The following is a 19,180-nucleotide window of genomic DNA, read 5'->3' as shown; positions in this document are numbered from 1 at the left end:
GGATAAAGAGCATGCAACTGAATTCCACTGAAATTGCAGAACTGATCAAACAAAGAATTGAGAAGTTCGATGTAGTAAGTGAAGCACGAAACGAAGGCACCATTGTAGGTGTTACCGATGGTATCATCCGTATCCACGGCCTGGCCGATGTGATGCAGGGTGAGATGGTCGAGCTTCCTGGCAATCGCTATGCTATCGCATTGAACCTGGAGCGAGACTCCGTCGGTGCGGTAGTCATGGGCCCTTACGCCGACCTGAAAGAAGGCGACAAGGTACAATCCACGGGGCGTATCCTTGAAGTTCCTGTGGGTCGTAAGCTATTGGGCCGTGTTGTTAATACTCTGGGTGCACCCATCGACGGTAAAGGCGCCATCGATGCCGATGGTTACGAAGCCATCGAGAAGATCGCTCCCGGTGTAATCGAACGTCAATCCGTTGATGAGCCGGTACAAACCGGTTACAAGTCAATCGACGCCATGATTCCTGTGGGTCGTGGTCAGCGTGAGCTGATCATCGGTGACCGTCAGACCGGTAAAACAGCTCTGGCCGTCGATGCGATCATCAACCAGAAAGGCACTGGCATTAAGTGTGTGTACGTGGCCATTGGCCAGAAAGCGTCCACCATTGCCAACGTCGTACGTAAGCTGGAGGAGCACGGCGCTCTGGAGCATACCATTGTGGTTGCTGCTTCAGCGTCTGAATCTGCCGCCCTGCAATACCTGGCGCCTTACGCCGGTTGTACCATGGGTGAATTCTTCCGAGACCGCGGCGAAGACGCGCTGATCATTTATGATGACCTGTCCAAGCAGGCCGTGGCCTATCGTCAGGTCTCCTTGCTGCTGCGCCGTCCTCCAGGTCGTGAAGCCTACCCGGGTGACGTATTCTACCTTCACTCCCGCCTGCTTGAGCGTGCGGCACGGGTGAACGCAGACTATGTTGAAAACTTCACCAAGGGTGAGGTGAAAGGCAAAACCGGTTCCTTAACCGCACTGCCTATCATCGAAACTCAGGCCGGTGACGTTTCGGCGTTCGTACCGACTAACGTTATCTCCATCACCGATGGTCAGATCTTCCTGGAAACCGACCTGTTTAACGCGGGCATCCGTCCGGCCGTGAACGCCGGTATCTCGGTATCTCGTGTGGGTGGTTCTGCTCAGACTAAGATCGTTAAGAAGCTGGGTGGCGGTATCCGTCTTGCTCTGGCTCAGTATCGTGAACTGGCGGCGTTCTCACAGTTTGCGTCCGACCTGGACGAAGCGACTCGTGAGCAGCTTGAGCACGGTGAGCGTGTTACCGAGCTGATGAAGCAAAAGCAATACGCGCCCATGTCAGTAGCCGAAATGGCTATCTCTCTGTTTGCGGTAGAGAAAGGCTTTTTGAAGGACATCGACCTGAACAAGGTGCTGGACTTTGAAGCGTCTCTGCAGTCTTACATGAAGAGCGAACACGCCGAGCTGCTGGACACCATTAACAAAACAGGTAACTACAACGACGAAATCGAAGCGTCTCTGAAAGAAGCGCTGACCAAGTTCAAAGAAACACAGACTTGGTAATTTGAGTGATGCGCCCTCGCGGCGCATCGGTCGTTGAGTAATCGGGAGAGTGTCATGGCCGGTGGTAAAGAAATAAAATCGAAGATCGGGAGTATCAAGAATACTCAGAAGATCACTAGTGCTATGGAAATGGTGGCCGCGTCTAAGATGAAAAAGGCGCAAGAGCGTATGCACGCCACCCGACCCTATGCACAAAATATGCGTAAAGTGATCGGTCATCTTGCCAACGCCAGCCTTGAATATCGTCACCCCTACTTAGAAGAGCGTGACGTCAAAAACGTTGGGTACATCGTGATTTCCACAGACCGTGGATTGTGCGGTGGCCTGAACGGTAATGAGTTTAAGGCACTAATGAAAGATGCCCAGACCTGGCAAGACAAAGGAGCAAACGTACAGTTTGCAGCCCTGGGTTCCAAGTCGGCGGCGTTTTTAAACAAGTTTGGCGATAAGCTTCAGGCAGCCGAATCCGGACTGGGTGATACGCCCGGCGTATCCGACATTGTCGGTCCGGTAAGAGTCATGCTTGATGCGTATGATAAAGGCGAGATCGATAGGCTTTATCTGGTGTACAACCAGTTTGTTAACACCATGAGTCAAGAGCCGAAGATCGATCAGTTATTACCTTTGCCCAAATCTGAAGATGACAGAGAGCATAGCTGGGATTATCTGTATGAGCCGGATCCAAAGCCTATTTTGGACGTGCTGTTAACCAGATACATCGAATCACAAGTGTACCAAGGGGTGGTCGAAAACGGCGCCTCCGAACAGGCTGCACGGATGGTTGCCATGAAGGCGGCAACTGACAATGCCGGCAACCTGATCGACGATTTGCAGTTGGTATACAACAAAGCTCGACAAGCGGCGATCACACAAGAAATCAGTGAGATCGTCAGCGGCGCCGCAGCTATCTAGGCAAAGGTTTTAAATTAAGAGGACAAATTATGAGTCAAGGTAAGGTCGTCCAGATTATCGGTGCCGTTGTGGACATTGAGTTTCCACAGGATCAGGTACCAAGAGTCAACGACGCACTGAAAGTCACCTCCGACAAGCTGGAAGGGTTAACCCTGGAAGTTCAGCAGCAGTTGGGCGGCGGCGTTGTGCGCGCTATCGCAATGGGTACTACTGACGGTCTGCGTCGTGGTGTCGCCGTTGAAAATACCGGTAAGTCCATCGAAGTACCTGTGGGAACTGAAACCCTAGGTCGTATCATGGACGTATTGGGTAACCCCATCGACGAAGCGGGTCCTATTGGTGAGAAAGAAAAATGGTCTATCCACCGTGAAGCACCCAGCTACGAAGATCAGTCTAATCAGGTAGAGGTACTGGAAACCGGTATCAAGGTTATCGACCTGATTTGCCCCTTCGCTAAAGGTGGTAAAGTGGGTCTGTTCGGTGGTGCCGGTGTGGGTAAAACCGTTAACATGATGGAGCTGATTCGTAACATCGCTATTGAGCACAGCGGCTACTCTGTATTTGCCGGTGTGGGTGAGCGTACTCGTGAAGGTAACGATTTCTATCACGAGATGAACGACTCCAACGTACTGGATAAAGTATCTCTGGTTTACGGTCAGATGAACGAGCCACCAGGTAACCGTCTGCGCGTGGCCCTGACCGGTCTGACCATCGCGGAAAAATTCCGTGACGAAGGTCGTGACGTACTGTTCTTCGTGGACAACATCTATCGTTATACCCTGGCCGGTACTGAGGTATCAGCCCTGTTGGGTCGTATGCCATCGGCGGTAGGTTATCAGCCAACGCTGGCCGAAGAAATGGGTGTGCTGCAGGAGCGTATCGCTTCAACTAAGACTGGATCCATCACGTCAATCCAGGCCGTATACGTGCCTGCGGATGACTTGACTGACCCATCGCCAGCCACCACCTTCGCCCACTTGGATGCGACCGTGGTACTGAGTCGTGACATTGCGTCTCTGGGTATCTATCCGGCGGTTGACCCACTGGACTCCACCTCTCGTCAGCTAGACCCGCAAATCATCGGTCAGGAGCATTACGACGTGGCCCGTGGCGTTCAGACTGTTCTGCAGCGCTATAAAGAGCTGAAAGACATCATCGCGATCCTGGGTATGGACGAGCTGTCTGAGGAAGACAAGCGCACCGTAAACCGTGCTCGTAAGATCCAGCGTTTCTTGTCCCAGCCATTCTTCGTTGCTGAAGTATTTACCGGTGCCCCTGGTAAATACGTGCCTGTTAAAGACACCATCAGCAGCTTTAAAGGCATTTTGAACGGCGATTATGATGAACTACCAGAACAAGCGTTCTACATGGTAGGTACTATCGAAGAAGCTGTAGAAAAAGCCAATAAGGGCAAATAAGGGGGAGTCGCCGGTTTTCCGGTGACTCTTGATTAACCGTTAGGAGGTGAAATGGCAGCAATGACTGTACATCTCGACGTGGTAAGTGCCGAGGAGAAGATTTTCTCCGGAAGGGTGGAAACCCTTCAGGTCACCGGCAGCGAAGGCGAGCTGGGTATCTACCCAGGTCACGCACCTCTGCTGACAAACCTTAAGCCCGGAATGGTACGTCTGGTCAAACAGCACGGTCACGAAGAGTTTATCTATATTGCCGGTGGTGTACTGGAAGTGCAGCCTGGTAATGTGACGGTATTGGCCGATGTGGCGGTACGCGCCAAGGATCTGGATGAGCAAGCGGCGCTGGAAGCTAAGCGCCATGCTGAAGAGCATATTGCTAACCCAGCCAGCGACCTGTCATTTGCGGAAGCGGCATCCGAACTGGCCGCTGCCTTGGCTCAGCTGAAGCTGATCAAGAAGGTGCGCAAGTAAGCGCCGCCAATATCGCAAAGTGAATCTTAAAACCCCGCCTAAGCGGGGTTTTTTATAGGTGCCGTTATGAGCTCATATTACCCGCCCATCTGGGACGTAGTCAGTTATATTCCTTCGGGTAAGGTGGCGACCTATGGTCAGGTGGCCGATTTAGCCGGGCTGCCCGGACGGGCAAGGCTCGTTAGTAAGGCATTAAGAGCCGCTCCGGAGAAGCTTGTATTGCCTTGGCACAGAGTGCTGAGGGCCGATGGCCGTATCGCCTTTGCAGCGGGATCTAAAGAAGCTGACGAGCAGCGTCAGCGGCTGCTAGAGGAAGGCGTTCAGCTAACGGGTCTTGGGGTGCAACTAAAGGCAAATCAGTGGCAACCAGACCTACAAGAACTGCTGTTCTCATTAAAGTATTAACCTCACAACCTACCAGTACCCAAATCAAACCGGCAAAGGCTAATCTTTAGGCAAGCAGACTAGCGTCTGGATTGCCGAACCAGTTCACTGAGCTGATCGGTGGTGACTGTCGAGGGGCAAAGCCCTCGCTTAACCAGGTTAGATTTCAGTCTGCTACCGGATACGGTAAGTAATTCCGGGTGATCGGCCAGATAGATCTGGAGTTGCTTATACAGCTGACGGGTAAGACAGGCCATAATGAACCTCCCCTCGTTGACTTCTCATCTTCTGTATCGGCGCGGTCTTGGCCATTTACAGAAATTTATGTGTTACCTATAGCGTTAATGTGAATAACAGTATTACAAGCTATTCAGCGGGCATTGTGTTTCCCAAACTTATGTTAGGCTGAACGGCAATGCTTATTATTAATCTGCTTAAACCATGCCAATAAATAGGGAGTTTTGATTATGCGACTGCTAGCTCTTGTTTTTATACTAGTTTTTAGTCCTCTTTTAATAGCAGGAGAAAAAACTGAAACTGAGATACAAAGACAGTTGGAAGATTTTTTGACAGGGGCTTCTATCCATTCCGCAAAGGCGCATAACAAATTCTGGCATCCCGACTTGATCTACACAAGCTCTGGTGGTGAGCGCTTCGGCAAGTCCAGCATCATTAACGCACTACAAGACCCGGATACCGACGATATCAACCCGGACGATTTGCCTCAGTATTCAGCTCAGGATATTCAGGTTAAGCCTCTATCTGAATCTGTCGCCGTACTGACCTTTAAGCTGGTATCCACAGACAAAAAAGGCAAGAGTTACTACTACAATAGCGGTGTGTTTGTTAAAGAAGGCAGTCAATGGCAAGCCATTAACTGGCAGGCTACTAAGATTCCTTAGTGTTTTTTATGGTATCGCCTAAATAGACGGACCCCAGCCACAACAGCGATAAAGGCGAGGCCCATACTGCCACCATGGGCCTCGATACTGACAGTACTTTGGCCTTTGTCATACTCCCTGCTCTCAAGTGGAACATAGAGAAGGTCGCTGTCGTCATCGCTGTCATATACCTCTAACAGGCGATGAGTGTTGGCGTCATAAAGCTCTATTGCAAACGAATAATCCGATGGTGGAAAATCGGCAGCAAGCTCAGTTTCCACACTGAACACGTCTGAAGTAGAGTCTCCCTCGACTCTTATATCCGAGCTGACATGATAGGTTTGGTAATGGTACAGGTCGTCACTAATACTCAGCTTCACATAGACCCAACGAGAAGAATAATAGCTATCGATATCCATGGATAAGGTAAAGCTGGAGGCATAGCCGTCATAATCCTGGTCGCGCTCAATGCTGACCCAGGCATCATAAATATAGCTGTGCTCACCGTAATGGTGCTGTGTGTTGCTCTCTTGCCCGGCCTCAGTTTCTTCATCGGGCGTCTTATTCTTAGTCCTGGTTTCAGCCTGGGTGATTTCCGTGTTGATGATCTTTGATTCGGCGTAGGCCACTGTCGCCGTGACCAGACTGCTCAATATAAAAAGTGAAGTGATTGTGTTCATGCTCAATATCTCCAGAGGGGGGTTGATATCAGCATGGCCTAGCGAGATGAATGAAGCATTAACCAAAAACAACAACGTTAGTAAGTACACACATTAAAGTTTGTAGGTGTTTACTTTTTAATCTTTATGAACTAATCTTGCGTATGTTGGTGTTGAATCAGCTGATGCATGAGATCGTCGTCTTTGGCAACCAGGTTGTATTTCAGGCCAAAAGGTTTAAAGGCGGCATTGAGGATCTGTAAGGTGGGACTGGCTTTATCCTGCTCCAGTGCGATGAGTGTTCGACGACTGATACCCACTTGTTCGGCAAAAGCCAATTGCGACAGACCCATTAGCTCTTTCCTGAGGGTCTTAAGCAGTTCACCGGATGTTAGGTCCCCAGAATAAAGTAAACTGAGTAGTTCCAAAATAAGTGTATTATTTTGCTCATTATGATTAAGCTTGGTCATTGGTAATTGCACTCCAAAGCAGTAAAGTGACGGATACTATTTAATTTTCTTTTCAACCTCAGATAAAAAGTAAACTCAGAATTGTTTAATACTCCGTTGATTATAAAGATATTTATATCATAGTGTATTTTTTTACACACAAAATCACAAAGCTCTAGCCCTTCTACCGTCATCATTGTTATCAAGCGGGTTTTCAAAAGATCATTTTCGTGCACTTCTGCACGCGTGAAGACGAGCGCTGTTAACGTGCCAGGAAAAAAAATTGTGAGCCGCTGAGCTGCGAACAGCAGCAATCTGTGGGGAAGTATTGCAGGAAATTCGCTGAGTTTAATTGAACTGGGGATTTGCTAGGACACAACGGTTATGCCGGTATCGGTGTGTCTATATTGAGTTTCCAGCCTGGTAGAATCGGCCAAGAGAGTCTGCAAAAACTGATTGAGAGAGCAACGAGTCTTCTATGAGATAAGCGGCTCGTTGCCCCTGGTTGTTACTCAATATTCTGGATCTGCTCGCGCATCTGCTCGATTAGCACTTTAAGCTCCACCGCCGATTGAGTGATATCGGCGTTGATGGATTTGGAGCCCAATGTGTTCGACTCCCGGTTAAACTCCTGCATCATAAAGTCCAGCCGTCGCCCGCAGGGGCCGCCTTTTTTAAGGATCTTACGGGTTTCACCCACATGGGAATCGAGTCGATCCAGTTCTTCGGCCACGTCCACTCGTTGGGCCAGGATCACTAATTCCTGCTCGATGCGCCCGTCATCGGCGTCTACCTTGGCATCCTCAAATTTCTTCTGCAGTCGTTCCCGTTGCCATTGCAAAATATCTGGCATTTGCTGACGTACCTTAGCCGCTTCCGTTTCGATACTGTCGAGCCGATCTTCGATTAGCGTCTGCATATTGCTGCCTTCGTCGGCTCGTGACTGAATCAAGTCTTTAAGGGTGGCATCAAATTCCCCCAGAGTTTGAGAATGAATGGTTTCCATATCCTGTTCTTCGGCACTAATGACACCGGGCCAGCGCAACACGTCGAAAGGATTTACGCCCGAGGACTGGCCATGGGACTGGATCCAATCGGCAGCATCCAAGAGCTGCTTGGCCAACGCTTTGTTCATGGACAGGTCAGCCTCGTTGCCCTCATTGGGAGAGAACCTAAGGGTACACTCGATCTTGCCGCGGTTGAGTTTCTGCCGGAACCGCTCCCGCAGGGCGGGTTCCAGAGCTCGGAACTGTTCTGGCAGGCGAAAGTGGGTTTCCAGATAACGCTGGTTCACCGAGCGAATTTCCCAAACCACATTGCCCCAGTCCGCTTTCAGTTCGCGACGGGCGAAGGCTGTCATACTGTAGATCATAACCGCTGTCCTTAAATCATTGTTGGCGCAAGTATAACGAATTCTGCCAGGATTTGATGCAGAACACAGGGCCAGGATGTTGTATAATCCGCGCTAATTTTACACTCGCAATCCAAGGAGTCGTCATGCGTCCCAGCGGCAGAACCGTCAGTCAAATCCGTCCCGTGACCATCACCCGCAATTTCACCTGTCATGCCGAGGGTTCGGTGTTAATCGAGTTTGGCAATACCAAGGTGCTGTGCAATGCCACGGTGGAAGAAGGTGTTCCTCGCTTTATGAAAGGCCAAGGGAAGGGCTGGGTGACCGCCGAATACAGCATGCTGCCCCGCTCTACTCATACTCGAAGCCAAAGGGAAGCGGCCCGAGGTAAGCAAGGCGGACGCACTCTGGAGATTCAGCGTTTAATCGCCCGTTCGTTGCGAGCGGCGGTGGACCTGAAGCTACTCGGCGAAAACACCATCATTCTGGACTGTGATGTAATTCAGGCCGATGGCGGCACCCGCACCGCATCCATCACAGGCGCCTGTGTGGCCTTGGTGGATGCCATTAATCATATGCGTGGTAAGGGCTTAATTAAGACCAACCCATTGAAACACATGATCGCGGCCATTTCCGTGGGGATCTATCAGGGCACGCCGGTGGCAGATCTGGAGTATCTGGAAGACTCGGAAGCCGAAACCGATATGAACATTGTGATGGCCGAAGACGGCCGACTGATCGAGGTACAGGGCACGGCCGAAGAAGCGCCTTTCAGCTTCGACGAGATGCAGGAGATGCTGGAATTGTCCAAGCATGCCCTGCGAGAGCTGTTCGACGCGCAAAAAGCTGCGCTGAACTAGGAGGCAGCGATGCAAGACTACCAAAAAGCCTTTATCGATTTTGCCCTGGAGCGAGGGGTACTCAAATTTGGAGAGTTTACTCTTAAGTCCGGAAGAGTAAGCCCTTACTTTTTTAATGCCGGCCTGTTCAATACCGGTCGTGATCTGGCCAAGCTGGGTCAGTTCTATGCGGCTGCCTTGCAGGATGCTGGTGTCGATTACGATGTGCTTTTCGGTCCGGCCTACAAAGGCATTCCCATCGCCACGACAACGGCGGTGGCCTTGGCCGACAAGTACAATGTAGACAAGCCTTATTGTTTTAACCGTAAAGAGAAAAAAGACCACGGTGAAGGCGGCAATCTGGTGGGCAGTCCGTTGGAAGGCCGGGTGATGTTAGTGGATGACGTGATCACCGCTGGTACCGCCATTCGTGAGGCCATGGATATTCTTAACGCCAATAACGCCAACCTGGCTGGGGTATTGATCGCCTTAGACCGTCAGGAGAAAGGCAAAGGGGAGCTGTCTGCGATTCAGGAAGTGGAGCGTGACTTCCAGACACAGGTGGTGTCCATCGTCAGCCTGTCCGATCTGGTTGGCTATCTGGAGCAACAGCCGGAGATGGCCGAGCATCTGGCGAATATCAAGGCCTATCGTGAGCAGTATGGCATCTGAGTCGAATGCTGATCGCCAGCTCGACACCCTTGGGCTACGCTGTCCTGAGCCGGTGATGATGGTACGTAAGACCATTCGCACCATGGAGGATGGCGAGCTACTGCTTGTGATCGCCGATGACCCGGCCACGACCCGGGATATTCCGGGTTTTTGCCAGTTTATGGACCATCAGTTGGTGAGCAGTGATACCGAGCAGGCGCCCTATAGGTATTGGATCCGTAAGGGGCTGCCAGAGGGTTAACCTCTATTGGTGACCGCTTGCTGCATTGCTTTCGAGAGGCTTCCCTGCTGGATGTGACTCGTCGTCCGCGGCGAGCCAGCCCCTTTTAAAAAGACTTAAAAGGGGCGAAAAGGTCTTTGTCGCTCCTGACTTTTCGGGAACCTTGCCGCATCAAGGCTCTGACAGCATCGAACCGGTTCAAGGTAGCATCCTGCAAGGCTATCACCTCGCGAAATCATCCAGGATTTCGCGTTCAATTGAGCCTCGCTCTGCCAAGGAAAAGTCAAAGCGACGACTTAAACACCTACCGATGATATGTATGGTTAAGAGTGAATCTTTTTTTACTCTCCAGCTTAATTCCCCAAGCGGCGGCCTGCGGCTTCCAGCAACAGAGAGCGTAACGTCTTGCTACCGGCCGGGGAATTAGGTCGCACCTCCTCCAACACCAGTTGGTGCTCGTTTAATAGTCTTGCCAGTGTGGCGCGGCTGATCTGGACTGACACCATTTCGTTTTGGGCACAAGTAGAACCAGTGAATCTCATACCCTTCTCCTATTCCATTAACTCGTGCAATGCCTGCGCGACGGAGCTCTGGCAGCGCTGTATCAGACGGCGGCGACGAGCCTGGTGATTTCGCTGATATGTCAAATGTCGGGCTAATTGGCGGTATAACTCTATGGCCTGTTCAGTAAGGCCGTGTTGGTGATAACAGTGTCCCAGCATCAGAGCGCAACTGGTGGTTTGCAGCAGACTGTACTCAGGGGCCAGTCTCGACAGCAGTCGACTGTGATCGTAGGCCGTCTGATAACACACCACAGCGGCGAACACGCTCCCCCCTTGCCGGTACTGGTACGCGTGGCTTAACTGATTGCAGATAAATTTTTGAGTGCGACACAGGTATTGCTGATGTCGAACCTGAAGATGAAACCCACTCTCTTGCATCATAATGGCAACCTCCTGAAACCAAGTTAATCTAAATGATAATTATTATCAAGTGAGTTTTTGGTATCAGAGGTAGTTCGAATGAGTACAAAAAAGCCCGCCGGAAAGCGGGCTACAAACAGGGGATGGGAAGAGCCCTTTTTATTGCATGGAACGCAACATCCAGGCCGTTTTCTCGTGAATGGCCATTCGATCTGACACCAGTGCAGCGGTCGACTCATCATCGGCTTTCTGGGCTGTGGCCAACACTTCTCTGGCAGTACGAACGACCTGCTCGTGGCTCTTCGTGAGGATAACTACCATTTCGGCGGCGGCCGGTACCTCTTCGGTTTCCTCGATGGCCGTTAGCTTGGAAAAGGCTTTATAAGTGCCTGGGGATTCAACGCCCAGAGTACGAATTCGCTCGGCGATATCATCTACTGCTTCGGCCAATTCGGTATAGTGCTCCTCAAACATCAGATGCAACTCACGAAATTGTGGTCCGGTTACGTTCCAATGAAAATTGTGGGTCTGCAGATACAGAGTGTAACTGTCTGCCAGCAGACGTTTCAGACCATCGGCTACCGCGTTTCTGTCTTCAGAGTTGATACCAATATCAATATTGCTCATGCACTACACTCCTTCTTTCTGAATGTAAGGTTAGTATTGCACTAGATTGGTATTCTCTCTAATAAAACAAGTCGATACTGGCAATCGGGGTTGTTCATTAAGAGTCACACCGATGCGGGAAGGGGCCTGCACCTGAGCAAGTGCAGGCATAAGTGATTAAGACTCGGAGGCTTCCTGAATTTCCTCTCCCGCCTTTTCCAAATCCTTGCCGATGCCTTCCATGGTGGCACAGCCGCCCGCTAATAGTAGGGCTAAGGCACTGCACAGGGCGATAAGGGGTTTCATTTTTTGCATTACGGTGTTCCTTTGGTGAGTTACTTATCTTTATAAACTTTACCGCCTTTCATTACAAAAGACACTTGCTGCATTAACTCAATGTCTTCAAGTGGATTACCAGGGACTGCCACCAAATCCGCCAACTTTCCCGGCTCCACAGTGCCCAGTTTATCATTGATACGCAGCAGTTTAGCCGTGTGGTAAGTGGCTGAGCGAATGGCTTCAATGGCGGGCATTCCTGCCTCTACCATAAGTGCAAATTCTTTACCGTTGTCCCCGTGAGCAGATACGCCGGAATCGGTGCCAAAGGCAATCTTTACACCAGCTTTATAGGCTCTGGCAAAGGTTTGTTGGATCAGCGGACCGATCTCAGCCGCCTTAGGGCGCACAAGCTCAGGGAAGAAGCCTTCAACTTCGGCTTTCTCCGCCACCCAGTCGCCTGCCATAATGGTGGGCACATAATAGGTGCCATGCTCTTTCATCAGCGCCATGGTTTCCTCATCCATATAGGTGCCATGTTCGATGGAGGTGACACCGGCCTTGATCGCGCGCTCCATGCCCTCCTTGCCATGGGCATGAACCGCAACGGTCATCTCATAGTCATTGGCGGTTTCGACGATGGCTGCGACTTCATCATTCATGAACTGAGGGTTCTGGCCGCTCTTTGCTACCGACAATACCCCGCCGGTGGCGGTGATTTTAATCAGATCGGCACCGTCCTTATATCGCTGACGCACCGCTTTACGGGCATCGGCAATACCGTTCATCACGCCCTCTTTCGGACCGGGATCGCCTTCAAAAATATCCGCAGTGCCATTCGTGGGATCGGCATGTCCGCCGGTGGTGGCGATGGATTTGGCCGCTGTAAAGATACGGGGTCCTTCGACCAGACCCTTGTTTATGGCGTCGCGCAATGCCACCGTTTCATTATACGCATCACCCAGATTACGCACCGTCGTAAAGCCTGCATCCAGTGTCTTGCCAGCGTAATACACGCCTTTTAGCGCATAGTCGGCTTCATTCTGAGTAAAGCCTTCCATGTAGGATCGGGGGCCAAACTGGGAGCTGATATGGGTGTGCATATCCATCAGTCCCGGCATCAGGGTGCTGTTTTTAAGATCCACCAGAGTGTCATCATCATCCGGGGTACGATAGCCGGAATGGATGGCTTTTATCCGGTTGCCAGCCACGACCACAGTCATATCACTGAGTAACTGGTCGTCTTGGGCGGTGATCAAGTGACCGGCATGAATATAGGTGTCGGCCATTACCGAGGTGCTCAGCAGCGCACTGAGGCACAAAAGCGTGTATTTCATTCTGTCGTCTCCGATGGGCTTGGTTATTATTGTGCCAGATCAACATAGAAGGATTCGCCCGCCTCTACAATAGCACTCATCGATAAACCAAGGTCATTGAACATGAATCAGTCCGGGACCAGGCCGTTGAATAAGTATGAGATCAACGGACCCAGATATACCTCCTATCCGACCGCATTGCAGTTAGGGCAATTCAATCGTGATACCATGCTGGATAGCTATCGCTCCAGCAACAACCCGGGGCTGTCGCTGTATTTGCATATTCCTTTTTGCCACTCCCCTTGCTACTACTGTGGCTGTAATAAGCTGATTACCCGAAACTCCAATAAGGCCAGCCGCTATCTGGATTATCTGTGTCGGGAAATTGCTACTCAGGGGTTGTTATTTGCCGATAAACCGGTGCATCAGATCCATTTCGGAGGCGGCACACCCACGTTTCTCAGCGATGAGCAGCTTCACCACATATTAACTACCTTAACTGAACAGTTTCGTGTGGATGAGGATGCCGAGATCAGCCTGGAGATCGACCCCAGAACGGTTGAAGTATCAAGACTTGATATTCTTAAATCTATGGGGATTAACCGCCTCAGCATTGGTGTACAGGACTTTCACCCACAAGTGCAGAAGGCCATCAACCGAGAGCAAGATGAACAACAGATCAGGGCCTTGATAGTGCGGGCTTATCAACTGGATTTTGCGTCTGTTAGTCTGGACCTGATTTATGGCCTGCCTCACCAGACGCCGCAAAGTTTTGCCGAGACCATCGATAAAGTTATCGAACTATCGCCGGATCGGTTGTCGGTCTTTCATTATGCCCACCTTCCAGAGCGTTTTGCGGCCCAGCGTAAAATCGATGAGACGGCGCTCCCTGACAGCGCTACACGGAAAAAGATCTTTGCCATCGCCAAACAAAAGTTGGTGGATGCCGGCTATCTGTGTATCGGCATGGATCATTTTGCCAAAGCCGACGACAGTCTTGCCATTGCCCAGCAAAACGGGCGTCTGCATCGCAACTTCCAGGGTTATACCACCCACGGTGATTGTGATTTATTGGGAATGGGCGTGTCGGCTATCAGTCAGGTCAACGATGTGATTGTTCAGAATGATAAAAGGCTCAAGGGCTACTACAACAGGCTGGACGACTTCGGCTTCGCTTTAGATAAAGGCTATCAGCTGAGTCAGGATGACCTGATACGGGCTGCGGTGATTCGTCAGTTAATTTGCCATTTTGATCTGACCTTTGCTGATATAGGCAACGCCTACGATATCGACTTTAGTCTGTATTTCGCCGAGGAATTAAGGCAGTTGGCCGTAATGCAGGAAGACGGGTTACTGTCTTTGGATGACCACAAAGTCTGTGTCAGTCCTCATGGGCGGGCATATATCCGCGCGATTTGTATGGTTTTCGACAAATATTTGGAGCGAAAGACAAGAAGACAATCCTTCTCCCGTATAATTTAGTCTTTTCTAAATTATATTGCCAAGGCCGGAGGCTTTACCATACACTCTGTCGAAAACGGCAGAGGGAAGGACAGCTATGGCCCGCGATAAATCTTTAATCAATGAAGAAGTCTCCTACGGTGAAAACCAGGAGTTGGTGTCCACCACCGACTTACGCGGTGTAATTACCTACGCAAATCCAGTGTTTTGTGAGGTGGCCGGCTACTCCTATGACGAATTGGTGGGCAAGAATCACAATATTGTTCGTCACCCGGACATGCCTAAGGTAGCTTTCAAAGACTTATGGTCGCATCTCGAGAAGCATCAGTCCTGGCGAGGCATGGTGAAAAATCGTTGTAAGGATGGGCGCTACTATTGGGTGGATGCTTATGTCACGCCCATTTACGAAAATGGCCAAAAGGTGGGTTATCAGTCGGTGCGGGTAAAACCCAGTCGCGAACTGGTAGACCGTGCTGAGCATATTTACCGACAGGTCAACCAGGGCAAATTCAATAGCCGTGAAATCAGCGTTAACCAGAAACTGACTTTTTCAGGCCTTCTGGCGCTGGTGGCTGTGTTACTCAATGGAGGCCTGGGCGGTCTTTGGGCGGGCTTAATCACAGCGGTCGGTGTGGGAGCCAGCTTGGCCGTATTCTGGCGTGAATTGGTGGTTATCCCGCGTTTGTCCCATCGATTGGGCAGCGAATACGACAGCATCAGCCGGTTTGTTTATGCTGGCAAAGGTGTCACCAGTCATGTGGAGTTTCATCTCGGCATGTTGAAAGCCAAACTCAGAACTGTGATCGGCCGGATGCTGGATGCGACACACAGCCTTGAGGCGATTGCTAAAGAGAACGATGATTCTGCAAGAATGACCGCCGAAGGACTGAATAACCAACGCTCGGAAGTGGAGCAGATCGCCACAGCCATCACTGAAATGGCGTCCACTAGCCAGGAAATCGCTCGTAATACCTCAGACACCAATAGCAAAGTGGGCGAAGCCAGTAACTTCTCACGTCAGGCCCAGCAACGGGTCCAACAGAGCAAGTCTAAGGTTACCGAACTATCCCGGGTCGTCTCCGATGCTGCCGACTCGGCGGAGCAACTGGTACAGGAAGCGGATAAGGTTAGCAATGTGATGGGGGAAATCGAGGCCATCGCCGAGCAGACCAATTTATTGGCATTGAATGCCGCTATTGAATCGGCGCGGGCCGGCGAGAGTGGTCGTGGTTTTAGTGTGGTGGCCGATGAAGTGCGCGCGTTGTCCAAACGTACCCAAACCTCCACAGCCAATATTCATTCCAGCCTGGATGAGATGCGCCAAACCCTCAGTCGCTGGGTGGATACCATGGAAAACAGTAAAAATCAGGCTTTGGAATGTGAAGACGATGCCAACCAGACCACTGAGGCGATCGAAGAAATTAACCGAATGATGGCGGAGATTTCCGATTTCTCCACTCAGATCGCCACCGCCTCTGAGCAGCAGGAGCAGGTGTGTGAGGAGGTATCTCGTAACACTAATAACATCACCAACATCGCAGACGAGAATGCGCAGGTGGCACAGAGTATGGAGCAGGGAGCAAGTGAGTTACGCAATAGTATTGAGCGTTTAATGTCTATGGCTAAGACCTTTAGCGGACATTAGAGAAAAGGGTTTGGGGCTACTCCGTTAGCCCCAGGCTGCAGCTGTACGGGCCGCTGTGGAGCATTAATTGCTGGCCTGTATCGCCATCCTCCAGGCTGGCTTCGTGCACCAACTGATACAATACATTCTGATGTAACCTTGCCCAAAGGTTTCGGCGCACACGGGCATAGGGAAGTATGGCTGACGAAGTCTTATCCGAAAAAAGCGCAATGGGGTGGTCATCGCCGAGCACAAAGCGGTCACCGACGTTAGTGGTGAAGTTCAGGTAGCCGTCATCGGTGCGTTGCCACTGGGTTGCCACAAAGGGACTATCTTCTACCCGAATTCCGAGTTTTTCCACCGGGGTTACCAGAAAATAGTTTTCGCCTTCTCGTTTTAGCACGCTGGCAAACAGTTTAACCAGTGATTGCCGTCCAATGGGGCTGCCGTGGTATTGCCAACTACCATCATGCTTGATGACCAGGTCCATATCACCGCAAAACGGAGGGTCCCATTGGTCGACCGGCGGCAAAGCCTGTTGTTCGTCCGCCAGCTGCTGCTGGAGTTTATTGAGGTCCATTTTTGTTGATCAAGGCCTGCTTTAACTCTCTCAGCTTGGCCTTGATGATGCGCATGTTCTCAGGGCCAGTGCGCAGCAGTTGTTTTTGCAGGGCCGATAGTGATTCGAGGTGTGGGTCGGCGTATTGATACATAACGCTCTCGGTCTTGACTTCTACTGGCATCGGCACCTCAGGAGTATCTAACAGGTGGTCGATGGCATCCATCAATACATAATCGAATTCACCACCCCGACCTATTTCGCCATAGATTTCCTGTATTACGGGCTTGTAGTCATCATACAGGCTAAGTAGCGTCTCAGTCTCCATGGAGTCCAGCGCTTCCGCATAGGGCGTATAGCGTTTGTAGCTGGCGGCGTCGATCCATTCCTTACCCGCCTGTTGATAGGTTTTAAAGGACTGCTCCGGTGGCTTAACCAAGCCATGCCGAGGGGCCAGTTCTTCATCGGCGGCATTAACGGAAAACACTACAAAGCGGCGCAATAAATCTTCATCAACCAGCAGACGAGCGACAGCTTCATAAGCGCCCGCTTCGGACAAAGCTGTTTTGATGGCACTGTCTGATATATCGGGTAACTCTGGTTCGGGCGCGGGGTCTGGCTCGGGCTCCGTTACAGGGTCTGGTCGTTCCACCGGCTCGGGTGCGGATGGTTCTTGAGGCTCAGGCTCCGCCTGTTGAGATTGGGACTCGGTGACGGGTTGGAGCGGTGTTTCGGTCACCGGCTTGGGCTGTTCAGTTGCGGGCTCAGAAGAGCGCCAGAAATAAATACCCAGCACCACAGCCAGAATCACGATTGCAATCAAGATATAGGGCACTAAGGAACGTGAAGTTTGGGTATCTTGCTCTGTCATAAGGGCCTCATCGCAACAAATCTATTTACCAGTTTAGACCTAAAACTACCACAATGTGGTGGCAGATGTGTGCCTGTGGCCGCTTTTTGTTTGCGTCGCAAGCAGTGAACTTTCTACCACTGACCAGGGTAAAAGAGGATGTTGATCTTATCGTGGAGGTAGCGGTGTGGAAATTCAATATGCCCGACTGAATAAAGGCAAGCCCCTAGAGCAGCTTTATGTTCGCGCACTGGAAATGGGCATCTACCTGGTGGAGGTGGATCAGGGGCAAGGGCTGGCGTTGTTATATAATGGTGATCGGCCAATGCGCTTTCACAGCCTGACCTTGGTGAAGAAGGCCTTCGTCGATTTTACGGTAAAACAGGCTAAGCTTTGTCATGAATCGCCGTATGATGAAATGATCGGCAATGGACCCGTATCGGCGGAGTCCATGGAACTGCCCCTGAACATGAAACTGGGGGCGGTTTAGGAATGACGTCTTATACGTCTGTAAAGCTATGCGCGGATAGCTTATAACTAAATCGCCTTGTTTATCATATTTAGATCGGTATCCTATTATAAGGATTTTACTAGTGGAGGATAAATGACTGAATTTAACTGGCAACGAGCAGTCATCAAAGTTGGCAGTGCGTTGATTTCACCCGATGGACATAAATGCAGCGCTAAATATTTGCTCGCGATTGCCAGATTCATTACCGAAAGTCGAGAGCAAGGCAAGCAGGTGGTGATTGTGTCGTCAGGTGGTGTCGCTGCCGGTCGCAGTACGATTTCCCACACCGCTCACCCGTCTATTGCAGAAAAGCAGGCCATGGCCGCAGTCGGTCAGATGCAGATGATGGAAAACTGGTCACGTTTTTTCGATTTCCCCTGTGCCCAGGTTCTTTTGACCTATGATGACTTCCACGACAGAAGTCGCTACGTCAATATCAAGAATACCATCCGAGAACTATTGAATAATAATGTGCTGCCCATCGTTAATGAGAACGATACGGTAGCCGTCGACGCCTTGAAGGTGGGTGATAACGATAACCTTGCTGCGTATGCGGCGATGGTGGCGGAAGCGGATACGATGATTATATGCTCCGACATCGATGGTCTGTACGACGCTGATCCCCGCATTAATCCGGACGCCAAGCTGATTCCGGAAGTCGAGCAAATCACCAGCGAGATCTATGAACTGGCGGGCGGTCCGGGCACCAAAGTCGGAACCGGCGGTATGCGTACCAAGATCGAAGCGGCCGACAAATGTGCCGAAAGTGGTATGCAGACCCTGATCGTGAACGGCAGCAAGGGTGAAGTTTTTGATGCCCTGCTGGATGGTCGCATCCCGGGCACGCGTTTCCTGCCAACCAAAACGCCAGATACTGCCAAAGAGCAGTGGTTGAAACATGCGTTAATAGCCACAGGTCGTATTGACGTGGATAAAGGTGCCAAGAAGGCGCTGATCAAAGAGGGTGCTTCCCTGCTTCCCATTGGCATCACCCATGTTGAAGGCGACTTTATGCCGGGCGATGCTGTAGAGGTGTGCTACGACGGCGTGCCCTTTGCCAAAGGCGTTGCCTTGTACAGTGCCGCCGACTTGCACGCCATTAAAGGGTTGCAGAGTGCGGACTTTGAAGATGCTATCGGCTACACCTCGGGTGAGGCAGCCGTGCATCGTGACGACCTGGCGCTGCTGTAGTAAGAAAGCAGCCATCGGGCTGCTTTTTTGTATTTGTTACAGCGAATTCACCGAATA

24 protein-coding genes are annotated in these 19,180 nt (G+C 50.9%); 13 read left to right on the top strand and 11 right to left on the bottom strand.

What is annotated here, in order from left to right:
• Positions 1-11: 11 nt before the first annotated feature.
• The 5 genes from atpA to HMF8227_RS14830 all read left to right on the top strand — a co-directional run bounded on the left by atpA (position 12) and on the right by HMF8227_RS14830 (position 4,756).
• Positions 12-1,553 (top strand): F0F1 ATP synthase subunit alpha, encoded by a 1,542-nt coding sequence (gene atpA / locus HMF8227_RS14850; protein WP_109340935.1) that lies wholly within the window; start codon positions 12-14, stop codon positions 1,551-1,553.
• Between the two features lie 54 nt (positions 1,554-1,607).
• On the top strand, positions 1,608-2,465 hold the full coding sequence (atpG, locus tag HMF8227_RS14845; RefSeq protein ID WP_109340934.1) for a F0F1 ATP synthase subunit gamma: 858 nt from the start codon (positions 1,608-1,610) through the stop codon (positions 2,463-2,465).
• Between the two features lie 29 nt (positions 2,466-2,494).
• Entirely contained in the window at positions 2,495-3,883 is a 1,389-nt protein-coding gene (gene atpD, locus HMF8227_RS14840) for a F0F1 ATP synthase subunit beta (protein ID WP_109340933.1), read from the top strand.
• 51 nt (positions 3,884-3,934) lie between these two features.
• Positions 3,935-4,351 carry a F0F1 ATP synthase subunit epsilon gene (locus HMF8227_RS14835; protein WP_109340932.1) on the top strand — a complete coding sequence of 139 codons (417 nt, stop codon included), beginning with the start codon at positions 3,935-3,937 and terminating at the stop codon, positions 4,349-4,351.
• Positions 4,352-4,417: 66 nt separating this feature from the next.
• Complete coding sequence (locus HMF8227_RS14830; protein ID WP_109340931.1) at positions 4,418-4,756, top strand: MGMT family protein; 339 nt, start codon at positions 4,418-4,420, stop codon at positions 4,754-4,756.
• A 59-nt stretch (positions 4,757-4,815) separates the two neighbouring features.
• Here HMF8227_RS14830 and HMF8227_RS15100 read toward each other — a convergent pair whose 3' ends face one another.
• Entirely contained in the window at positions 4,816-4,992 is a 177-nt protein-coding gene (locus HMF8227_RS15100; RefSeq protein ID WP_162558624.1) for a hypothetical protein, read from the bottom strand.
• Positions 4,993-5,202: 210 nt separating this feature from the next.
• On the opposite strand from HMF8227_RS15100, the gene HMF8227_RS14825 reads away from it, so the two are divergent.
• Complete coding sequence (locus tag HMF8227_RS14825) at positions 5,203-5,637, top strand: nuclear transport factor 2 family protein (RefSeq protein WP_109340930.1); 435 nt, start codon at positions 5,203-5,205, stop codon at positions 5,635-5,637.
• On the opposite strand, the gene HMF8227_RS14820 is transcribed toward HMF8227_RS14825, so the two are convergent.
• From HMF8227_RS14820 to HMF8227_RS14805, 3 genes are all read right to left on the bottom strand, one after another.
• A complete protein-coding gene (locus HMF8227_RS14820; RefSeq protein WP_109340929.1) occupies positions 5,634-6,296 on the bottom strand; it encodes a choice-of-anchor H family protein in 663 nt (220 codons plus the stop codon). The genes HMF8227_RS14825 and HMF8227_RS14820 overlap by 4 nt on opposite strands.
• Positions 6,297-6,427: 131 nt before the next feature.
• Positions 6,428-6,745, bottom strand: coding sequence for a helix-turn-helix transcriptional regulator (locus tag HMF8227_RS15290; protein WP_109340928.1), 318 nt, complete (start codon positions 6,743-6,745; stop codon positions 6,428-6,430).
• A gap of 487 nt (positions 6,746-7,232) precedes the next feature.
• Positions 7,233-8,096 carry a YicC/YloC family endoribonuclease gene (locus HMF8227_RS14805; protein WP_109340926.1) on the bottom strand — a complete coding sequence of 288 codons (864 nt, stop codon included), beginning with the start codon at positions 8,094-8,096 and terminating at the stop codon, positions 7,233-7,235.
• A gap of 125 nt (positions 8,097-8,221) precedes the next feature.
• Here HMF8227_RS14805 and rph point away from each other — a divergent pair, with 125 nt between their 5' ends.
• The 3 genes from rph to tusA are packed head-to-tail and all read left to right on the top strand — an operon-like array spanning position 8,222 to position 9,827.
• Positions 8,222-8,935, top strand: coding sequence for a ribonuclease PH (rph, locus tag HMF8227_RS14800; protein ID WP_109340925.1), 714 nt, complete (start codon positions 8,222-8,224; stop codon positions 8,933-8,935).
• Positions 8,936-8,944: 9 nt separating this feature from the next.
• Positions 8,945-9,586, top strand: coding sequence for an orotate phosphoribosyltransferase (gene pyrE / locus HMF8227_RS14795; protein ID WP_109340924.1), 642 nt, complete (start codon positions 8,945-8,947; stop codon positions 9,584-9,586).
• Positions 9,576-9,827 (top strand): sulfurtransferase TusA, encoded by a 252-nt coding sequence (gene tusA / locus HMF8227_RS14790; protein ID WP_109340923.1) that lies wholly within the window; start codon positions 9,576-9,578, stop codon positions 9,825-9,827. Before pyrE ends, tusA begins: the two co-directional genes overlap by 11 nt.
• 332 nt (positions 9,828-10,159) lie before the next feature.
• Here tusA and HMF8227_RS14785 read toward each other — a convergent pair whose 3' ends face one another.
• The 5 genes from HMF8227_RS14785 to HMF8227_RS14765 all read right to left on the bottom strand — a co-directional run bounded on the left by HMF8227_RS14785 (position 10,160) and on the right by HMF8227_RS14765 (position 12,948).
• Positions 10,160-10,348, bottom strand: a complete 189-nt coding sequence (locus tag HMF8227_RS14785; protein ID WP_109340922.1) for a hypothetical protein — start codon at positions 10,346-10,348, stop codon at positions 10,160-10,162.
• Positions 10,349-10,357: 9 nt separating this feature from the next.
• On the bottom strand, positions 10,358-10,750 hold the full coding sequence (locus tag HMF8227_RS14780) for a hypothetical protein (protein ID WP_109340921.1): 393 nt from the start codon (positions 10,748-10,750) through the stop codon (positions 10,358-10,360).
• 138 nt (positions 10,751-10,888) lie between these two features.
• On the bottom strand, positions 10,889-11,356 hold the full coding sequence (locus HMF8227_RS14775) for a Dps family protein (protein WP_109340920.1): 468 nt from the start codon (positions 11,354-11,356) through the stop codon (positions 10,889-10,891).
• A 156-nt stretch (positions 11,357-11,512) separates the two neighbouring features.
• The gene (locus HMF8227_RS14770) at positions 11,513-11,650 is read right to left on the bottom strand and encodes an entericidin A/B family lipoprotein (RefSeq protein ID WP_239421328.1); all 138 of its coding nucleotides are present in this window, start codon (positions 11,648-11,650) and stop codon (positions 11,513-11,515) included.
• A 20-nt stretch (positions 11,651-11,670) separates the two neighbouring features.
• Positions 11,671-12,948 carry a metal-dependent hydrolase family protein gene (locus HMF8227_RS14765; protein WP_109340919.1) on the bottom strand — a complete coding sequence of 426 codons (1,278 nt, stop codon included), beginning with the start codon at positions 12,946-12,948 and terminating at the stop codon, positions 11,671-11,673.
• A 102-nt stretch (positions 12,949-13,050) separates the two neighbouring features.
• On the opposite strand from HMF8227_RS14765, the gene hemN reads away from it, so the two are divergent.
• Together hemN and HMF8227_RS14755 are read left to right on the top strand one after the other, a co-directional pair.
• Positions 13,051-14,409, top strand: a complete 1,359-nt coding sequence (gene hemN, locus HMF8227_RS14760; protein WP_109340918.1) for an oxygen-independent coproporphyrinogen III oxidase — start codon at positions 13,051-13,053, stop codon at positions 14,407-14,409.
• A 76-nt stretch (positions 14,410-14,485) separates the two neighbouring features.
• On the top strand, positions 14,486-16,033 hold the full coding sequence (locus HMF8227_RS14755; RefSeq protein WP_109340917.1) for a methyl-accepting chemotaxis protein: 1,548 nt from the start codon (positions 14,486-14,488) through the stop codon (positions 16,031-16,033).
• Between the two features lie 16 nt (positions 16,034-16,049).
• Here the strand turns inward: HMF8227_RS14755 and HMF8227_RS14750 are convergent, their stop codons facing one another.
• Both HMF8227_RS14750 and HMF8227_RS14745 read right to left on the bottom strand, forming a co-directional pair.
• Positions 16,050-16,592, bottom strand: a complete 543-nt coding sequence (locus HMF8227_RS14750) for a DUF1285 domain-containing protein (RefSeq protein WP_109340916.1) — start codon at positions 16,590-16,592, stop codon at positions 16,050-16,052.
• Positions 16,579-17,442 (bottom strand): DUF3014 domain-containing protein, encoded by an 864-nt coding sequence (locus HMF8227_RS14745; RefSeq protein ID WP_109340915.1) that lies wholly within the window; start codon positions 17,440-17,442, stop codon positions 16,579-16,581. Before HMF8227_RS14745 ends, HMF8227_RS14750 begins: the two co-directional genes overlap by 14 nt.
• A 166-nt stretch (positions 17,443-17,608) precedes the next feature.
• On the opposite strand from HMF8227_RS14745, the gene HMF8227_RS14740 reads away from it, so the two are divergent.
• Both HMF8227_RS14740 and proB read left to right on the top strand, forming a co-directional pair.
• Complete coding sequence (locus HMF8227_RS14740; RefSeq protein WP_109340914.1) at positions 17,609-17,911, top strand: DUF6482 family protein; 303 nt, start codon at positions 17,609-17,611, stop codon at positions 17,909-17,911.
• Between the two features lie 114 nt (positions 17,912-18,025).
• The gene (gene proB, locus HMF8227_RS14735; RefSeq protein ID WP_109340913.1) at positions 18,026-19,123 is read left to right on the top strand and encodes a glutamate 5-kinase; all 1,098 of its coding nucleotides are present in this window, start codon (positions 18,026-18,028) and stop codon (positions 19,121-19,123) included.
• Positions 19,124-19,180: the final 57 nt, after the last annotated feature.

Source organism: Saliniradius amylolyticus (genome assembly GCF_003143555.1).
GTDB classification, from domain to species: Bacteria; Pseudomonadota; Gammaproteobacteria; order Enterobacterales; family Alteromonadaceae; genus Saliniradius; species Saliniradius amylolyticus.
The sequence above is the reverse complement of the archived record's forward strand: the minus strand, read 5'-3'. Positions and strand labels throughout refer to the sequence as shown.